The sequence below is a fragment of the Massilia antarctica genome, from assembly GCF_015689335.1.
Taxonomy (GTDB): Bacteria; Pseudomonadota; Gammaproteobacteria; order Burkholderiales; family Burkholderiaceae_D; genus Telluria_A; species Telluria_A antarctica.
In genome coordinates this window covers 1,223,272-1,239,646 of sequence record NZ_CP065053.1, presented here as the reverse complement: position 1 = coordinate 1,239,646, position 16,375 = coordinate 1,223,272, and the positions used below count along the sequence as shown (strand labels likewise).

13 protein-coding genes are annotated in these 16,375 nt (G+C 64.6%); 1 reads left to right on the top strand and 12 read right to left on the bottom strand.

Features of this window, described 5'->3' with window-relative positions:
- Positions 1-12 precede the first annotated feature (12 nt).
- The 12 genes from IV454_RS05605 to IV454_RS05550 form a co-directional block, all read right to left on the bottom strand.
- Positions 13-1,005: a tocopherol cyclase family protein gene (locus IV454_RS05605; RefSeq protein WP_206092565.1), complete on the bottom strand. Its 993-nt coding sequence runs from the start codon at positions 1,003-1,005 to the stop codon at positions 13-15.
- Positions 1,005-2,027, bottom strand: coding sequence for an AraC family transcriptional regulator (locus IV454_RS05600; RefSeq protein ID WP_206090672.1), 1,023 nt, complete (start codon positions 2,025-2,027; stop codon positions 1,005-1,007). Before IV454_RS05600 ends, IV454_RS05605 begins: the two co-directional genes overlap by 1 nt.
- A 4-nt stretch (positions 2,028-2,031) precedes the next feature.
- Positions 2,032-2,670: a hypothetical protein gene (locus IV454_RS05595; RefSeq protein WP_206090671.1), complete on the bottom strand. Its 639-nt coding sequence runs from the start codon at positions 2,668-2,670 to the stop codon at positions 2,032-2,034.
- A gap of 8 nt (positions 2,671-2,678) precedes the next feature.
- Complete coding sequence (locus IV454_RS05590; protein ID WP_206090670.1) at positions 2,679-4,394, bottom strand: GMC oxidoreductase; 1,716 nt, start codon at positions 4,392-4,394, stop codon at positions 2,679-2,681.
- A gap of 179 nt (positions 4,395-4,573) precedes the next feature.
- Positions 4,574-6,115, bottom strand: a complete 1,542-nt coding sequence (gene nagZ / locus IV454_RS05585; protein ID WP_206090669.1) for a beta-N-acetylhexosaminidase — start codon at positions 6,113-6,115, stop codon at positions 4,574-4,576.
- Between the two features lie 29 nt (positions 6,116-6,144).
- Positions 6,145-7,116 (bottom strand): phytanoyl-CoA dioxygenase family protein, encoded by a 972-nt coding sequence (locus tag IV454_RS05580; RefSeq protein WP_206090668.1) that lies wholly within the window; start codon positions 7,114-7,116, stop codon positions 6,145-6,147.
- A complete protein-coding gene (locus IV454_RS05575) occupies positions 7,113-7,721 on the bottom strand; it encodes a GNAT family N-acetyltransferase (RefSeq protein ID WP_206090667.1) in 609 nt (202 codons plus the stop codon). The genes IV454_RS05580 and IV454_RS05575 overlap by 4 nt, the downstream gene beginning before the upstream one ends.
- On the bottom strand, positions 7,705-9,171 hold the full coding sequence (locus IV454_RS05570; protein ID WP_206090666.1) for a glycosyltransferase: 1,467 nt from the start codon (positions 9,169-9,171) through the stop codon (positions 7,705-7,707). The genes IV454_RS05575 and IV454_RS05570 overlap by 17 nt, the downstream gene beginning before the upstream one ends.
- A 26-nt stretch (positions 9,172-9,197) precedes the next feature.
- The gene (locus tag IV454_RS05565) at positions 9,198-10,415 is read right to left on the bottom strand and encodes an MFS transporter (protein ID WP_206090665.1); all 1,218 of its coding nucleotides are present in this window, start codon (positions 10,413-10,415) and stop codon (positions 9,198-9,200) included.
- 441 nt (positions 10,416-10,856) lie between these two features.
- Positions 10,857-13,013 (bottom strand): S46 family peptidase, encoded by a 2,157-nt coding sequence (locus tag IV454_RS05560; RefSeq protein WP_054265036.1) that lies wholly within the window; start codon positions 13,011-13,013, stop codon positions 10,857-10,859.
- A gap of 147 nt (positions 13,014-13,160) precedes the next feature.
- Complete coding sequence (cls, locus tag IV454_RS05555) at positions 13,161-14,438, bottom strand: cardiolipin synthase (RefSeq protein ID WP_206090664.1); 1,278 nt, start codon at positions 14,436-14,438, stop codon at positions 13,161-13,163.
- A gap of 60 nt (positions 14,439-14,498) precedes the next feature.
- A complete protein-coding gene (locus tag IV454_RS05550) occupies positions 14,499-14,768 on the bottom strand; it encodes a GlsB/YeaQ/YmgE family stress response membrane protein (protein WP_054265034.1) in 270 nt (89 codons plus the stop codon).
- A 460-nt stretch (positions 14,769-15,228) separates the two neighbouring features.
- Between IV454_RS05550 and IV454_RS05545 the strand changes: the two genes are divergently transcribed.
- The gene (locus IV454_RS05545) at positions 15,229-16,371 is read left to right on the top strand and encodes a hypothetical protein (RefSeq protein ID WP_206090663.1); all 1,143 of its coding nucleotides are present in this window, start codon (positions 15,229-15,231) and stop codon (positions 16,369-16,371) included.
- Positions 16,372-16,375: the final 4 nt, after the last annotated feature.

Genomic DNA, 16,375 nt, shown 5'->3' with positions numbered 1-16,375 from the left:
TCGGTTTTGTTCTCAAGCGAGGATGGCCACGCCGTGGTCGGCGCGGTCGGTAAGGATTTCGAAGGCGGCGCCGTGGTGCGAGTTGAACGTGCGCGGCGCCTGCCCGCGCAGGGTCACGGTCAAGGCGCACGACGCCAGTTTGGAGTTCAGGCAGGTTTTGACGCCGCCCGGAGGATTCGGATAATGCAAGCCGGCAAACGCTGCGCGCGGGGCCTCGATGCGGATTTGCACGCGCACGCCGGCGGCGCGGGCATCGATGTCCCAGCCGAAACCGTCGATGCGCGCGCGCGTGCGCAAGGCTTGCGTGATGCTGTTGAGCGAAAATTCGAGCGCGCCGATGCGCAGCACCACCAGACTCATCTGCGGTGACCAGAGCGGGCCGAATTTCAGGCGCGCGGTCGAGCATTCGAGGAAGACCTCGGGCGCATCGTCGAAGCCGGCTACCTGGCCCCAGCAATAGGTATCGGTGTGGCGGCTGCCCCAGTTGTGGTTCTGGCTGCCGCGCCACTGCTGCACGGCCACCGTTTCGCCGTCGACCTCGAGCTCGCCCGCGAACAGCGCGCCTGGCGCGCCCACCAGCACCTTCGATTGCGGAAAGCGGCCCGCGTACATCGCGGCCGGCATCAGCAGCAGGGGCGGCTGCGGCGTGTCGTAGCCGAGTGCCCACGTGATCCGGTGCGCGGGTGTGGCGGCGCTGCCCATCAGGCAGCTGGCGCCGAGCTGCGACTGGCCGATCAGCAAGTCCGGCGCACCCGTGCCGATCGTGCAGTCGCCCAGCGCGAACTGGTTCTTGACCGCCACGATGCGGCGCCGTTCGCCATCGAAAAACACCGCCCAGACGTCGCCCACGGCCTGCTGCGGCTGGCCCGCCGGGCTGAAGAAGGTGTAGCGGATCCAGAAAGCGCGCGCGCGGCCGGCCTCGTTCGCCCTGAGGAAATAGCTTTCGTAATGGCCTGCGCGGCTGCCCGGCACGAAGCGGCAGCGGTTGGCGTCGGACAGGGTCATCACGCGTGCGGCTCCGGCGCCAGCCGCAGCGGACGAAATACCTGCGCCATGCGTTGCCGGAACACCAGCGGGGAATAGCCGGTCCAGCCGCGAAAGGCGCGGCACAGCGACGATTGCTCCTCGAAGCCGACCGCCGCTCCCAGCTGCGCCAGCGCGACGTCGCCGCGCAGCACGCCGATCACCGCATGCTGCGCGCGTGCCGCGCCCAGCAACTGGCGAAAGCTGGCGCCCTCGCGCTGCAAGGCCCGCTGCAAGGCGCGCGGCGCCAGGCCCAGGGCGGCGGCGGTGCGCGCTTCGTCGGCTTCCACCAGCGGCACTCTGGAGGCGAACAGGGCGCCCACCGCGCGCGTGAACACCGCCCCGTCGCGCGCGCTGGTGCGGGCGCAGTGGCCGAGCCAGGTGCCGAGCGCGGCATTCAATCCGGCGTCGGCAAAGCGCGGGGTGGCGTCGAGCAGTTCGGCGGCAATGGTCACGCCATAGCAGCAGGCGTCAAAGCGCAGCGGGCAGGCGAAGGCGTCCTCGTACTCTGCTAGCTGCGCGATGCGGCCGTGGCGCAGCGACACGTGCGCCACGTCGGCCTGCCCGCCCAGCAGATAGCGGCCGAACGAAACCCAGCCGGCCAGGATGCCCTCGATCACGGCCGGCGCCACCGCTTGCGCCGGCTGCCACACCACGTGTACGCGTTCGCCCCGGCGCAGCACGCGCGCGCGTCCCAGGGTGCTGGTGATCGATTCGAGTTCGGTCAGGTGGCCGATGGCGTCGCGCAAGGTCGGCGCGCAGGCCGCGGCGATGCCCAGCATGCCGAAGCCGGCCGCGCCCACCCGCGTGCCGAAGCGCAAGCCCAGCGCCGGGTCGTCCAGCGTGCGCGCGCCGCCCGTCATCAGACCGGCAAAGGCGCTGCCGCACAGGCGCGGTCCAAGGGGCGCCGCGCCCAAGTCGCGTGGCAAGCCCTGCTCGGCCAGGAACGCGCCCAGCGCATCGGCGTACAAGGTCGACACGCTGGGCGCGGCGCGGATCAGCATCGGTTCAGATCGCCCATGGGAACAGCACCTTGGCCAGGTTGCCGAAGATCGTCTTGAGGAACAGAATCTTGACCGCCAGCTCCTCGTACCACGGCGTGGCGATGGTGCTGAACGACCAGGAGAAGTTCCACAAGGTGGTCGGCTTCCACCACTCGAACTGCAATTCCGAGGTCCAGGCATCGCCCTTGAGCAAGTCCGGCACGCTCGGCTGGGCCTGGCCTTGCGCCTGGAACACGCCGCGCAGGGTGGTCATGTCGTCCAACAAGTCGGGGCCGGCATCGTTGTAGACGTGCTTGATGCCGATGAACTGCACCGTCGCGCCCTGGAAGCGGTAGGTCAGCACCCGTCCCGGTGCCGCGCCCGGCGCGGGCGCCAGGATCTGCAAGCTGCCGCTGACGCTGCCGGCCGACACCCGGTCGAACACCAGTTCTCCGCTGAGCTTGGCGAGGTGCTGGGGATTGGCGCGCCAGGCATCGATATCGTCGATCACGACCTTGAAATACACGCTGACCGAGCGGTATTCGCCCTGATGATAGGCGTAACCGTGCATTTCCTCGGAAAACGCGATGCCGCGCGCCCAGCCCAGGATGGGCAGCAGTGCGAGACCGGTCAACAGCAACAGTTTGTGCAGGAAGTTGGTCATGCTCAGCCTCATTGGGAAAAGCGTTCGGCGGCGCGCTCGGCCAGCGCGGCGATGGTGAGCAGGGGATTGGCGCCGAGCGAGGAGGGCGCGATGGCGCCGTCGATCACACGCAAGCCCGGATACACGGCCTGCGCCGCGCCGCGCGGATTGAATACCCGGCCGTCGGCGTCGACCACGCCATCCTCGACCCGGTCCGCCATCGGGCAGCCGCCCAGCGGGTGCACGGTGGTCATGGCGCCGCCGAACAGCGGGCTGCTGCGCGGACTGTCGGCATAGCGCCCGCCGAACGCTTGCGCGTGCAGCGCCATTTCGGCGCGCATGCGCTGCCCGAACGGTTCTTTTGCAATGCCGGGCCACAGCACGCGCGCGTTGCCGCTGGCGTCGAGCTCGACCTTGCCGGAAGCGCTGTCGTGGCCGATGCCCAGGTACACCATGCTGTGATTGAGGGCGCCGTCGGTGCCGCGTTTGGCGATGTCGCGCGCGATGCGCTGCAGGGCCGGAACATCGCCGCCGCCCGGTGCGGACAGCGGCATGGCCAGGCGCAGGGCGTCGACCAGGGCGCTGGGGATGGCCGCATCCTGGATCAGGTAGCGCTGCGCCACCGGGGTGCCGGCGGCGCGATAGTCGGCCATGGCGCTGATGGTCGGGCCCACGCGCTTGAGGCCGAACGGCGCGGGCGCGGCGCCGAAGCCCATGATATTGGTCTGCACGCGCGTGTTGTAGGCCAGCCCCAGCAAGTCACCATTGGTGGAAAAGCGGGTGCCGAGCGCGGGCGACAGGGCCAGTCCGCGCGCCTGCGAGCGCAGCAGGATCTGGGTGCTGCCGAGCGAGCCGGCGGCCACGATCACGCTGGCGGCGACCACCGAGCCGGCCACGGCGGGGCCGCTTTCCGGCCGCGCCAGGTAATGCACCCTCCAGCGGTTGTCGGGCAGGCGCTCGATCCAGTCGACTTCGATGCGCGCGAAAATCTGGGCGCCGCCGCTGCGCGCCAGCGGCAGATAGTTAACGTCGAGACTGTTCTTGGCGCCGATCCGGCACCCGGTCACGCAATCGCCGCAATGGGTGCAAGCCGCCTGCCACACTCCCTGGGCGTTCGGCTGGCCCTGGTAGCGGCGCAGGTTGACCGCGACCGGCAGCGCGCGCGCCTGCACCGGCGCGCCCTGGCGTTTGCGCGCGGCCGTGGTGGACAGGTGGAACCAGCTCTTGCGCAGGGCATCCGTCTCGGTAACGGTATCAGCGCCCAGCATGGTGCGCACCCGCGCTTCGTAGCCATCCATGGCGCCGCTGGCGTACGCGTCCTGGATTGCCTGCGGCCAAGGTCCGAAGATATCGCGGTCGGGCGCCAGCACGACATTGGCATTGATCAGTGAAGTGCCGCCGACGCCATTGCCGCTGAGAACGTCGATGCTGCCGCCGGCCCGGTAATCGAACAGGCCGAGCGGGGCGGAAGGCGTGCGAAATTGGGCGAGGGTATCAACCAGGCCGGTGGCGAAGGCGTCCGGCGACCATTCCTTGCCGCGTTCGAGCACGGCCAGGGAACGGCCCGGCGCCAGGCGCGCCGCCATGACCGCGCCGCCGTAGCCCGAGCCAATCACCAGCACATCGTAGACGCTCGCCAACTGGCCCGGCGCGCGGCTGAGCGGGGTGCGGGGAGGGGCCGCCGCGGCCCGGGCTGGGGGTGGCGCGAGGCTGGCGCCCGCGACCAGGCTCCCCAATGCTGCCATAAAATGACGCCGCTTGATGCTGTCCGACATGGTGGCTCCTCCGTGGGATGGAGCAGCCAATGTAAAGGAGCATATGTACAGCGTCTTGTCCGAATGCGACAGGCAATGGTGGAGTTACGCCAAAACGGCCATCGGTAAGCGATCCGTTATCGCCGCCCCCTCGGCGGCTGATGCGCGGCTTATGCGGCGCCGATGAGGCGTTCCACCACCGGTTCGAGCGCGGCCGGACGGCAGCCGAACGCGGCCAGGCGGCCTTGCGCTTGCGGCGCCAGGTCGAGGTCGTACGGCAGGCGGCCCGCCACCACCCACAGCTTGCTTGAGGGCATGGCTGCCAGCAGGCGGCGCTGGCCTTCGACCAGCATCGCGTTGTAGGTCTGCACCACGATCTGCGGCGCGCCGGCGGCGAAGGCGATCGCTTCGGCCACTTCGGCGTCGAGCGCGTCGGCCGACATCGCATACTCGCGCACATCGTACCCGGCCTTTTGCAGCGCCGGCAGCATCGAGCTGCGCGCTTCATTATTGCGCCCGTTGGCCACTTCATCGACCTCGCTGCGCGAACGCACCTCGACCGTGATCAGGCTCACCGGCAGCGCCGGGTCGAGCGGGCGGAACTCGCCCTGCACCCGCAGCGCCGCCTTCTGCACTTTTTTTGACAGTGCGATGGACTCTGGTGTCATCAAGCCGCTCGGAGTGGCCGCGCGCTCGCGCCAGCCGCTCACCGCGCGCGCCTGCTTGAGGCGCTGCACCCGTGCCAAGGCATCGTCGATGCGCTGAGCGCCGATCGTGCCCTGCGCCACGGCGGCCGATACCGCCGCCAGCGCCGCGCGCTGCTGGTCTTCGCGGTGCGAGATCAGCACGATGTCGACGCCGGCCTGCAAGGTCGCCACCGCGCCCGCCGCCACGCCTACGCCATCGGCAATCGCGCCCATTTCCAGGCAGTCGGAAATGATCACGCCTTCATAGCCCATTTCTTCGCGCAGCAAGCCGGTCAGCACGGCTTTCGACAAAGTGGCCGGCACCGATGGATCCGGTTCGATGGCCGGAAAGGCCACGTGCGCCGTCATGATCGCGTCCACGCCGCCTTCGATGGCGGCCCGGAACGGCACCAGCTCGACCGCGCGCAGGCGCTCCAGGTCGTGCGGCACCAGCGCCATCGCGTAATGCGAGTCGACGGCGGTGTCGCCGTGGCCGGGGAAATGCTTGGCGGTGACGATCACGCCGGCGTCTTGCTGGCCGCGCAGGGCCGCCATGCCGTAGCGCACCACCGTGTCGGCATCTTCGCCGTAGGCGCGCACGCCGATGATCGGGTTCAGGCGGTTATTGTTCACGTCAAGAACCGGGGCCAGCATCATGTTGATGCCGATCTGGCGCATTTCGTCGCCATTGATGAAATTGACCTGCCGGCATTCTTCCACCGACCCGGCCGCCTGGAAGGCCATGGCCGCGGGAATGGGTGTGACGCCCTGTTCGATGCGCATCACCATGCCGCCTTCCTGGTCGAGCGCGATCAGCAGGGGCTCGTCGCTGACCTCGGCGTTAATTTCCTGCAGCTTCTGGCACAGCACGGACACTTGCGCCGGCGTGTGGACATTGCGCCGGAACAGGATCACCCCGCCGATGCGGCGCTCGCGAATCAGGCCGATAATATGGTCGTTCGGTTCCAGGGCGTCGAAGCCCACCATGAACAACTGTCCGATGTTGTGCTGCATATCCGTTTGCATCTTGTGGTTCCTCGCTATCCGTAAAAACGTTATTCCGTATCCTGCCATGGGCGCAGGCCCAGCAGTTGTTCGCCCAGCGCGCTCAATTCGGCGCGCTGGTATCTGGTCTGTTCCCATTTTCGCGGATCGCCGTGCAGGCTGTATCCGGCCGGCGCTTTCCGCTCGCGCCAGGAGCGGATGCGCCAATGTTTCAATGCCTCGTCGTGCTCCTGGGCCGGCATCATCGAGATATATTGCGCCATCCTGACCTTATTCGCCGACACGTTCTGGCGAATGCCGTGGCACAGACGGCTGTTAAAAATGAGCAGATCGCCCTTTTTCAACAGCACCGGCACGTGCGGCAAGGCCGCGACATCGGGCCGGTACCAGTCCCAATCGGCCGGCTGGGTGCGGCGCCAGGCCTCGAAATCCCGGAACAGCGACGGGATGCAGACAAAACCGCCGACGTCGATATCGGTCTGGTCGCTGATCGACAGCACGCCCTGCACATTCTGCGGCGTGCTTTCGGGGTCGTAATCCCAGTGCATGAAGCTCTTGAATTCGAATCCCAGTTCGGGCGGCAGGTTCAGATTGATCCGGTCGATCGATACCCACAGCTTGTGCGTGCCCCAGATATCGGCAAAGGCGTCATACACCCGCCGCGCCTGGCGCGCATCCCACAGATACTGGTGGTTGTATAACTCTATCATCCCCGCATTGAAGCTCAGCTCTGTTTTTCGCAGGCGTGATTTTTCGGGCGGATACCAGCTGCCGGGATTGTCCGGGTCGAGTTCCTCGAATTCCCAGATCAAGCGCTCCAGCCGGTCGAGCGCGGCGCCATCGACTGCGCTGGGAATGACGATGTAGCCATTCTTTATCCAGAAATCCCAGTCCTGTTCCGACAGCACGCGCAGCGGCGCGCCATTGGAACGGTCGTTCAGGCGCGCCGCCGCCTGGGCCACGGTCGACTGGTTGCGCGTGTCGACGCTGTGCTTGCCGATTGCCTCGATATGGTCGTTCATTGCGATTCTCCAGATGGCAGCAGCTCCATGAAATGCAGGCGGTCGAAAAACAGCTCGGCCGCGTAATCGAATACCGCGCGCGAGCGGAAGTCCTTGTTCAGGTACATGCCCATGGCGGTGCTGTTTTCCCACACTGTCAGCACGATGCGCGGGCTGCCTTTGCCGCGCGCCAGTGCCTTGACGTGGTCCAGCATGACGTTGAACAGCCCGCGCCCGCGATAGCGCTCCTCGATCGCCAGGCTGGCCACGAACAGGTCGTTTTCGCGCGCGTGGGCGGCGATAAAGGCGTCATAGGCGGCATCCATGGCATGCATCTCGGCGCGGTAATACGAGACCGTCTTGATTTGTCCGAATTCGGCGATGGTGGCGGCCGTGTAAAAACCGTTGAACTGGCCCGAGGCGTCGAACAGGCCGACCGAATGGGCGATGAATGGATCGATATTCTGGCGCCGCTGCAAAGCCACCAGCGGAAGGCGCAGGCGATTGCCGTACGAGCAGTATTCGAGATAACTGGTCGCGAACAGCAGCGCCGCCATGCGCTCGCGCTGGGCGTCGCCGATCAGCGGGCCGGGCACGAAGACGGGCGTCTCAAGGTTCATTGGCATGGGCGCTGTGGATACGTGGTGCGGCGGCGTGGATGCTGGCGTACCTGCGTTCCTGCCGCGTATCGGGGCCGCGCGTCTTGCGCCAGAAATTCCCGCGCCGGATGCGATCGGCGTTCAGCGCCATCAGATAGGCGCCGAACAAATCGTTGACCCGATCCAGCTGCGGGTCCTGCGACAGGAAGGAGTAGTAATGGCAGCCCTCGGGCCGGGCACGCAACTGCGCGGCGTAGGCCATGCGCGGCAGTTCCGTGGTGCTCAGGACCGCGGCTACCTTGGCCAGTTCGCGGATATCGGGCAGGGTCCAGTCGCGCTGTACGAGGGCGGCGATGCAGCGCTCGTAACTGTGCTGTTCGGTGCTCGTGAGCGGCACCGGAGCGCCCGTGAGCACGTCGACGCGCAGGCGCATGCCGTGCAGGCCGCTGACGATGGTTTCGGGCGCATCGTCATGCAGCACGCCGTGGCGCGCGGCCAGGTCGTGGCAGGCCGTCAGCGAGCGCCCGATCGTGTCGTGCCAGGCGCCGTAGGTCGCGCTGTGCAAGGCCGCGGTCCAGGCGGCGCTATCGGGGGACTTGTCGGGCACCTCGTGGCCCATGGCGGCCAGGTTCGCATCGATCCGCGCGATCAGCTGCGCGATTGCCGGATTGGCCTTGCGCGCCACCAGCACGCCATTTTCGTCGTTGAACAGATTCATCCAGCAGACAAAACTGGCGTCGATGCGGCCGCTGTCGCGGTTCACCGAAAAGCTGACGTAATCGGGTACTTCCGGCTTGCACAAAAAGAGCGTGGCGGCGCGATAGGGCAGGGTGTCCGCGTCGAGATAGATGCCGCCGCAGCGGTGCAGGATCAGCAGCCGGAAGTAATCGGCCAGATTGACGAAATAGCGCTTGTGGTGCAATTGCGCCAGCAGCGGCGCGTTCGCGGCGTCATGCCCGCGCGCCAGTGCGTGGAGCGAATGCACCGTCAACAGGCGCGCCCCGGCCAGATACGTGCCGATGACATGGCGCGCGGCCGGCGCGGGATGAAAGCATGGGTCGCCGCGCAATTGTTCGTCGTCCCAGACCCACAGCATCAGGCGGTAGGGGCCTGTGTCGAGCGGGCCGATATCGTCGAGGGCGCAATCGAACTGGCGGATCGATTCGCGCGCCATGGGCGGCAGCGCGCCGCCGAGCCAGATCCGGTGCATGATCATTTCATCGGCACTGAGCGCCTGGGTGGGGACGGCGAGCAGCGACGAGATCCGGCGCGCATCGAAGCCGCTGGCGTGGCGGCGCACGAAGTGGCGTAATTCGCGCACATGGCCGTAGTAGGCCGATGCCGCTGCCTGCAGGCGGGCCTGGGCATCGGCGCCGCCCTGCGCATCTTGCCGGCAGAATGCTTCCCACTGTTTGTATGCAAGGAATTCGGCCTTCAGATCCTTGATCAGCGCTTCGTATTCCAGATCGATATGCATGCTGCCCCCGTCAGGTGTCCGATTGCTTATTCGGCCTGGGGCGAATGCGCCAGGGCCGGTTCCTGCTCGTCGTGCTGTCTCGCAAAGCGCATCAGACAAGCGCCGAGCAGCAGTCCCAATGGCACGTTGAACAGCGCATACGACGCGAGCGAATAATTGAAATGGGCGCAGACCAGGTTATAGATCTCGACGCCGGCGGCGATATACACGCAATAGAGCAGGCTCATTGCGGAAGAGGTCAGGTTCATCGACACGCCGGTGGCGGTCAAGGACAGGCGGATCAGGGCGCCGTTAAACAGGCCGAAGCCGGCCGAGAAAATGAACATGCAGACGATGAACAGATGCCCGTGCTGATGCACCAGTCCCGCGCCCAGCATGCCGATGACGGCCAGTCCGGCGCCCTGGCGAATCAGGCGGGTGAGCGAAAAGCCGTCACCGAGTTTTTGAATCGCCATGGTGCTGAGGATGAATCCGGAGAAAATCACCAGCTGGTACAGGATATAGGTGCCGTACGACTTGCCCATGTGTTCCATGATGATGACGGGCGACAGGCCGATCCAGGCTGTCAGCGGCGTGATAGCCATGGCCGCGATCAGGATCCCCGACATGAATTTTTTATTGCGCACGATGGTCAGGTAGCTGGCGCGGATCGATACAAGGTCGGATCGGGGTTTGATGGTTTCGGCGCGCGGCATGAATGTGAACAGGCCGAGCCAGGCGATGGTGCCGAGCACAAAGCCGATCCCGAAGATCGCTTCCCACGGCGCGACCTTGATGACGGCGCTGCCGACCACGGGGCCGATCAGCGGGGCGAACACGGTGGTATTGGACAGCATGGCGGTCAGCTTGACGGCATCGGCATCGTCGAACAGCTCGTGGATGGCGGCGTAGCCGATGAAGATGAAGCACGAGCCCATGCCCTGGAAGAAGCGGGCGGTCAGGAACTGGGCGATGGTGGTGGAAAACGGCACGAACAAGGTCGCCACCAGATACATCGCCACGCCGGCCAGCATGACCTTGCGTTTGCCGATCCGGTCGGCGATGGGGCCGAGGAAGATCTGCAGCATGCTGCCGCCGAGAATGAACAGGCTCAATGACAGGCCGATCATGCGGTTCGACGCGGCGAACGCGCGCACGACCTGCGGCATGGCCGGCATGATCATGTCGTTCGACAAGTAGACAGTCAGCTCATAGAGGATGAAAAACAGGGAAAAGTAGAGCAGATGTTTGCGTTTTTCGAACATGTTTTCCGCCTGAAAAAACCTTTTGAAAGTCCTACGGCCCACCTCCCGAACTCTTACAACCGGGGTCTGACCTCTGATTAGCAACAAACCTGTCTTGACCCAGCGGTTCGAGCTGCCGGCTTGCTAAAAGCCGCCACTTTCGGCGGCGTCTACCCCGTTTTGTTTCCTAACCGAGGTCTGACCCCGATTGGGAAACTATTTGGTTTTGCAATTGTTTCGAATCAGAGGTCTGACCCCGGTTGGGAAATGTGGTCTTAGATTGGAATGTATAGTAACTCGATTGGTCGTAGATTGGTATTAATAAATTGTAGAATTTTGTCAGCGCCGGCGCGCTCCCTAGGACGATGGGCGAAAAAAATGCCTGCGTCCCGGAGGAGGCAGGCATGTTTGGCGGGAATCCGGCTCGGCGCCGCCTGGACTCAGGCAGCACCGCGCTTCGGCTTATTCCACGTTCATTTCTTTCAGCAGGTTGTCGGCTTTGTCGACATGCTTCATGTTCCACAGGATGTAGCGCACGTCGACCTGGATGTCGCGCGTGTTGGCTTTGTTGAAGTCCCAGTCGGAAATGATCGAGTCCAGGGTGCCGTCGAATGCCAGGCCGATGAGCTCGCCCTTGCTGTTCAACGCGGCTGAACCGGAGTTGCCGCCAGTGATGTCCAAGGTCGCCAGGTAGTCCACCGGCACGGTCTTGAGCTTGGGATCGACATACTTGCCGAAGTCCTTGGCCTTGATCGCCGCCAGTTGCGCCGCCGGCGCGTTGAACTCGCCTTCGCCGGTGGCTTTCGCCACCACGCCCTTGACTGTCGTGAACGCGGTCCAGGAACCGGTGCCGTCGGCACCATGATCGCGGCCGGCAATCTTGCCGAAGGTGACGCGCAGGGTGCCGTTGGCGTCAGGATAGACCGCCTGGCCCTTGCTGGTCATGTAGGCGATCTTGGCCTTCATGTAGTTGGCGTAGGCTTGCTGGATCTTGCCGGCCAGCTCTTCGTCCTCGGCCTCGCTCTTCAGGCCGGCATCGTACATGGCCACGGCAGCCTGGATGAAGCTGTCGCTGCTGGCCTTGAAGTCGGCCGGCGTCTTGCCGATCCATTCGCCGCTGGCGGCGGCGCTGCCGAGCTTGGAGCCGCCAACCATCTTGTCGAGCACGGCCTTGAGCTGGGCTTCGCTCATGCCGTCGGCGACGCCCATCGCAGCGTCGAAGTTGGCGTTGCGCTCGGCTTTCGGCTGGGCCGCATATTTCTTCAGGTTGTTCAGCACCAGCGCCTTGTCGACTTTTTCATCGTAGGTGCGGTCGAGCGCGGTCACGGCGGCCTTGATCGCCGGCAGGTCGCGTTCCTGGTAGCCCGATTTGCGCTCGGCGTTCGGCTTGACGTTTTCATTGGCCAGGCGGTACAGGCGGCGTGCCGTGGTCAAGAGGCGCGGCGCCGACATGGTCAGGTAGTAGTCGCGCTTGAATTCGGCGTCGCGCTGGGCAATCAGTTTTTCGACCTGCTCGATGTCGGCCGCGTATTCCTTCTGGCGCGCCGGGCTGGCGTTGACCCAGGCCTTCATGTCGGCGTGTTCGCGCGTCTTGCGCGCCAGGATGTCGCTGCCTTCGTAGCTGGTCAGCAAGCCCTTGCGGTTCTTGTAGTAATTGTTGATGCTGGCGACACGGCCTGCGTACTTGAGCTTGGTATCTTCGTTGTTCTTGGTTTCACTTGCGATGATGGCCAGCGCTTCGGCCGACGATTTCACGAACGCCGGATAGTTCCAGTCGAAGGTGAACGCCACTTCCGATGGCAGGCGGTGACGGTTGGTGCTGCCCGGATAGCCCAGCGCCATGATGAAGTCCCCTTCTTTCACGCCTTCCCTGGCGATCTTGAGGTAGCTTTTCGGTGCGTACGGGACGTTGTCCTTGGCGTAGTCGGCAGCCTTGCCATCCTTGCTCACGTAGGCGCGATAGAAGCCGTAGTCGCCGGTGTGGCGCGGCCACATCCAGTTGTCGGTGTCGCCACCGAACTTGCCCACGCCGGAAGGCGGCGCGTGCACCAGGCGCACGTCGCGGATTTCCAGTTGCTTGATCAGGTAAAACTCCAGGCCGCCGTAGTAGCTGGCCACGGTGCAGCGGTGGCCGGCGTCTTTTTCGCACTCGGCCACCATGGTCTTCATGTTCTTTTCGATGGCGTCGACGCGCGCCTTGCCGGCCAGTTTGGCCACGGCGGGGGTGATGATCTTGTCGCTGACGTTGGCGACATCCTTGGTGACGTAGATGCGGCTGCCCGGCGAGGCTGGCAGTTCTTCGCCCAGGGTCCTGGCCAGGAAGCCGTTGGCCAGCAGGTCGCGCTCCGGTGTCGAGTTGCGCGCCACGCTGTCGTAGACGCAGTGGTGGTTGGTCGCTACCAGGCCCTGCGGCGAGACGAAGGAGGCGGAGCAGCCGCCCAGGCTGACGATCGCATTCATCGGGAATTCGGTGAGCTTGGTCAGGCTGGCCGGATCGAGCTTGAGGCCGGCGGCCTTGAGTTGCTTGGCTACTTGTGGCAGCTGCTGCGGCATCCACATGCCTTCGTCGGCGTGCGCGACGGTGCTGAGGATGGCTAGCGTTAGGAGGGTCTTTTTCATTCGCGTTTCGTCTCGTTTTGGTCAATCGGAACAGTCGTGGCTCGCTGAGCGCCCTAGAGTATCCGTATCGCCAAAATAATAGTCAATCACATTTTGATTGTCCAGCGGGCGCGCGCGCCGCGCCATGCGCTGCCTGCGGCTCCTTCCTTACAGCTGGTTGCCCACCAGCGAGACCAGTTCGCCCGCCGCTTTTTCGGTCCACGGACGCTGCTGCCATGCCTGCAGGGTAATCCGGCGCGCATGGGCCCAGTCCTTGTCGAAGATGGCGACCTGCTCGGCGGCGAAGGCGCGGTCGATGACGTTCAGGTTGGCTTCGTCGTTGAGGCTGAAGGAGCGGTTGTCGAAGTTGGTCGAGCCGACCGAGACCATCAGCGAGTCGACCACCAGTGCCTTGACGTGGAACATGGTCGGCTGGTATTCGGCGATCTCGATGCCCGCTTCCAGCAAGGCGCCCCAGCGTTCGCGCGAGGCGATGCGCACCAGGTCCGAATCGATGTCCTCGCCCGGCGTGATGATTTTCACCTTGACCCCGCGTTTGGCGGCCGCCACCAGGGCGTGGATGGTCAGCTCGTCCGGCACGAAGTAGGAACTCGACAGGTGGATGGTGTCCTGCGCCGCGGTGATGGCCATCAGGTACATCAGCAGCATGCTTTCGCTGCCGCCGCTGGGCGAGCTGCTGAACATCTGGGCCGCGTGGCCGCCTTGCGCCTTGAGCGGGGGGAAATAATGCGGGCCGTCGAGGACGGCGCCGGTGGCCTTGGTCCAGTTGTCGGCGAACACGGCCTGCATCTGGCCGACCACCGGGCCGACCACGCGGAAGTGGGTGTCGCGCCAGTGCTCCTTGTCCTGGCCGGCGCCGCGCCACTGGTCGGCGATGCCGACGCCGCCGGTAAAGCCGATGTTGCCGTCCACTACCATCACCTTGCGGTGGGTGCGGTTGTTCAGGCGTGTGAATTTCCACCACACCGGCTTGTGGTAGCGCTGCAGCTGGACTCCGGCCTGCTTCATGGCATTCATGGCCGTGTCATCCATTTTCATGCTGCCGATAAAATCGAGCATCACATGCACCTTGACCCCGGCGCGGGCGCGTTCGATCAGCGCTTGCGTGAATTCCTGGCCGATCGATTCGGACCAGTAGATATAGGTTTCGAGGGTGATCGTGTGTTTCGCTTCGCGGATGGCCTTGAGCATGGAGGGGAAGATCTGCTCGCCGTTGAGCAAGACGTCGACCTGGTTCCCTTCGAGAATTGGCGGACCCAGCAGCACGCCCATGGAGCGCCGGAACTGCGGGTCGTCGGTGTTGTACATGCGGTGCAGCTGGCGCTCGATCTTTTTCTCGCTGGGCATGAAGTTGAAAACCAAAAACACTCCCAGCAAGGTAAGGATGCAGCTGATCAGTGCAACATGGAGCGGTTTCTTGGTCATCGATATTCCAGGCAAAAAAAAACCAACGCACGTGTGCGTTGGTCATGGGGAGCGCTGCATTCAGCGTACTTTGCCGCGGCGCAGCAGGTTGACGATGGCCAGCAGGATGACGGCGCCCAGGAAGGAAACGAGCAAGGACGACATGCTGAAGTCATCCATATTGATGGTGCCCGTGCCGAACAGCGGAGAGAGCAGCCAGCCGCCCAGGAAGGCGCCGACGATACCGACGATGACGTTGAGAATCATGCCTTGTTGGGCATCCGTTTTCATGACCATGCTTGCCAGCCAACCCAAGATACCACCGACGATGATCCAGATGATGAATAACATAATGATTCCTCCAGTTAGTTAAGTGATTTACCCCGGCCCCATGCAATCGCCGGGCCATGGAAAAAGAATAATTCGCCGAGATTGCACGGTCGGTGCGGCAACGAACGTAATGGACGAATCAACATCTTTCTGATGATTCCTTGCCGCCACCCCCGGCCGCGCTCCGCGTCTCGCGGGGATCCGGCTTGCTGCCCCGGCCGCGTGCCAACGCGGCTGCCGGTAGGGCGAACCGCGCCCTCTCCTTACCCACTGTGCCGCAGCCACGGCTCCCATCCTTGATATAAACCAGCGGCTGTCGCCCACCGCATCGCAGCATTTTTCCGTGCCATTTGGAAACACTGTTTTTGAGTGCGTCAACGTACGGAAGCATTGTTCAGCCGGCCTTATCGTTTCGTCACTGGCATTGATTTCCAGGTTTGCATGCGAGCCCCGCACATCAAAAATTCGAAAGGAAATTGAAATGAGCAATTACGACACCACGACCCAAAAAGATTCCCGCATGGTCACCGGCCTGTTCCGTGATCGCGACAGTGCAGAGCGGGCTTACACCTCCCTCGCCGACCGCGGCTACAGCAAGGATGACGTCACCTTGATGATGTCGGACGATACCCGCAAAACCTATTTCAACGATACCGATACTGAACTCGGCAGCAAAGCGGCCGAAGGCGCCGGCGTTGGCGCCGGCATCGGCGGCACCATCGGCGCCGTACTGGCTGGCATCGCCGCCGTCGGCACCACCCTGGTCCTGCCTGGCATTGGCCTGGTCGTCGCCGGTCCTATCGCAGCGGCCCTGGCCGGTGCCGGCGCCGGCGGCATTGCCGGCGGCCTGGTCGGCGCGCTGATCGGCGCCGGCATCCCTGAGGAACGTGTGGTGCACTATGAAGAAGGCATCAAGAATGGCGGCATCCTGATGGGTGTGAATCCACGCAACGATGAAGATGCCACCCACATCGAGCGCAGCTGGACTGAAAACAAAGGCGAGCACATCATCGGTACCGGCGTTGGCGCTGGCGCTGGCGCGCTGACCGGGGCCGGTATCGGCGCCGCGGCCGGCCCGATCGGCATGGCCGCCGGTGCGGCGATCGGCGGTATCGCCGGTGGCCTGGCGGGCAAGGGCGCAGCCGAAGTGATCAACCCGAAAGCTGGCGACGAGCTGCACGAGCACCACTTTGCCAAGGGCATGGGCGCCGGTAGCGGCGCGGCGATGGGCGCGGCCGCCGGTGCGGTCGGTGGTCCGGTCGGCATGGCGGCGGGCGCGGCGATCGGCGCCATGGCGGGCGGCATGGCCGGTAAAGCGGCTGGCCAGCTGGTCAATCCGGAAGAAGAGTCGGCTTACTGGCGCAGTTCCTACCAGACCGCCCCGTACTATTCGCCAGGCTACACCTATGACGACTACGGTCCTGCCTACGAACTCGGCTACAACAGCCGCGGCCGTTATGCCGGTACCAGCTTCGATTCGGTGGAGAACAACCTGGCCGATGAATGGGAGACCATGAAAGGCAAGTCGCGCCTGAACTGGCAGCAAGCCAAGTCGGCCACCCGCGCGGCATGGGATAAAGTCGAGCGCGCCATGCCGGGCGACTTCGACCGCGATGGCCGCTAAGCCG

What these genes read in the sequence shown, in the direction of transcription:
- IV454_RS05605 (WP_206092565.1), bottom strand. Translation starts at nt 1,005, where the DNA reads ATGACCCTGTCCGACGCCAACCGCTGCCGCTTCGTGCCGGGCAGCCGC.
- IV454_RS05600 (WP_206090672.1), bottom strand. Translation starts at nt 2,027, where the DNA reads ATGCTGATCCGCGCCGCGCCCAGCGTGTCGACCTTGTACGCCGATGCG.
- IV454_RS05595 (WP_206090671.1), bottom strand. Translation starts at nt 2,670, where the DNA reads ATGACCAACTTCCTGCACAAACTGTTGCTGTTGACCGGTCTCGCACTG.
- IV454_RS05590 (WP_206090670.1), bottom strand. Translation starts at nt 4,394, where the DNA reads ATGGCAGCATTGGGGAGCCTGGTCGCGGGCGCCAGCCTCGCGCCACCC.
- nagZ (WP_206090669.1), bottom strand. Translation starts at nt 6,115, where the DNA reads ATGCAAACGGATATGCAGCACAACATCGGACAGTTGTTCATGGTGGGC.
- IV454_RS05580 (WP_206090668.1), bottom strand. Translation starts at nt 7,116, where the DNA reads ATGAACGACCATATCGAGGCAATCGGCAAGCACAGCGTCGACACGCGC.
- IV454_RS05575 (WP_206090667.1), bottom strand. Translation starts at nt 7,721, where the DNA reads ATGCCAATGAACCTTGAGACGCCCGTCTTCGTGCCCGGCCCGCTGATC.
- IV454_RS05570 (WP_206090666.1), bottom strand. Translation starts at nt 9,171, where the DNA reads ATGCATATCGATCTGGAATACGAAGCGCTGATCAAGGATCTGAAGGCC.
- IV454_RS05565 (WP_206090665.1), bottom strand. Translation starts at nt 10,415, where the DNA reads ATGTTCGAAAAACGCAAACATCTGCTCTACTTTTCCCTGTTTTTCATC.
- IV454_RS05560 (WP_054265036.1), bottom strand. Translation starts at nt 13,013, where the DNA reads ATGAAAAAGACCCTCCTAACGCTAGCCATCCTCAGCACCGTCGCGCAC.
- cls (WP_206090664.1), bottom strand. Translation starts at nt 14,438, where the DNA reads ATGACCAAGAAACCGCTCCATGTTGCACTGATCAGCTGCATCCTTACC.
- IV454_RS05550 (WP_054265034.1), bottom strand. Translation starts at nt 14,768, where the DNA reads ATGTTATTCATCATCTGGATCATCGTCGGTGGTATCTTGGGTTGGCTG.
- IV454_RS05545 (WP_206090663.1), top strand. Translation starts at nt 15,229, where the DNA reads ATGAGCAATTACGACACCACGACCCAAAAAGATTCCCGCATGGTCACC.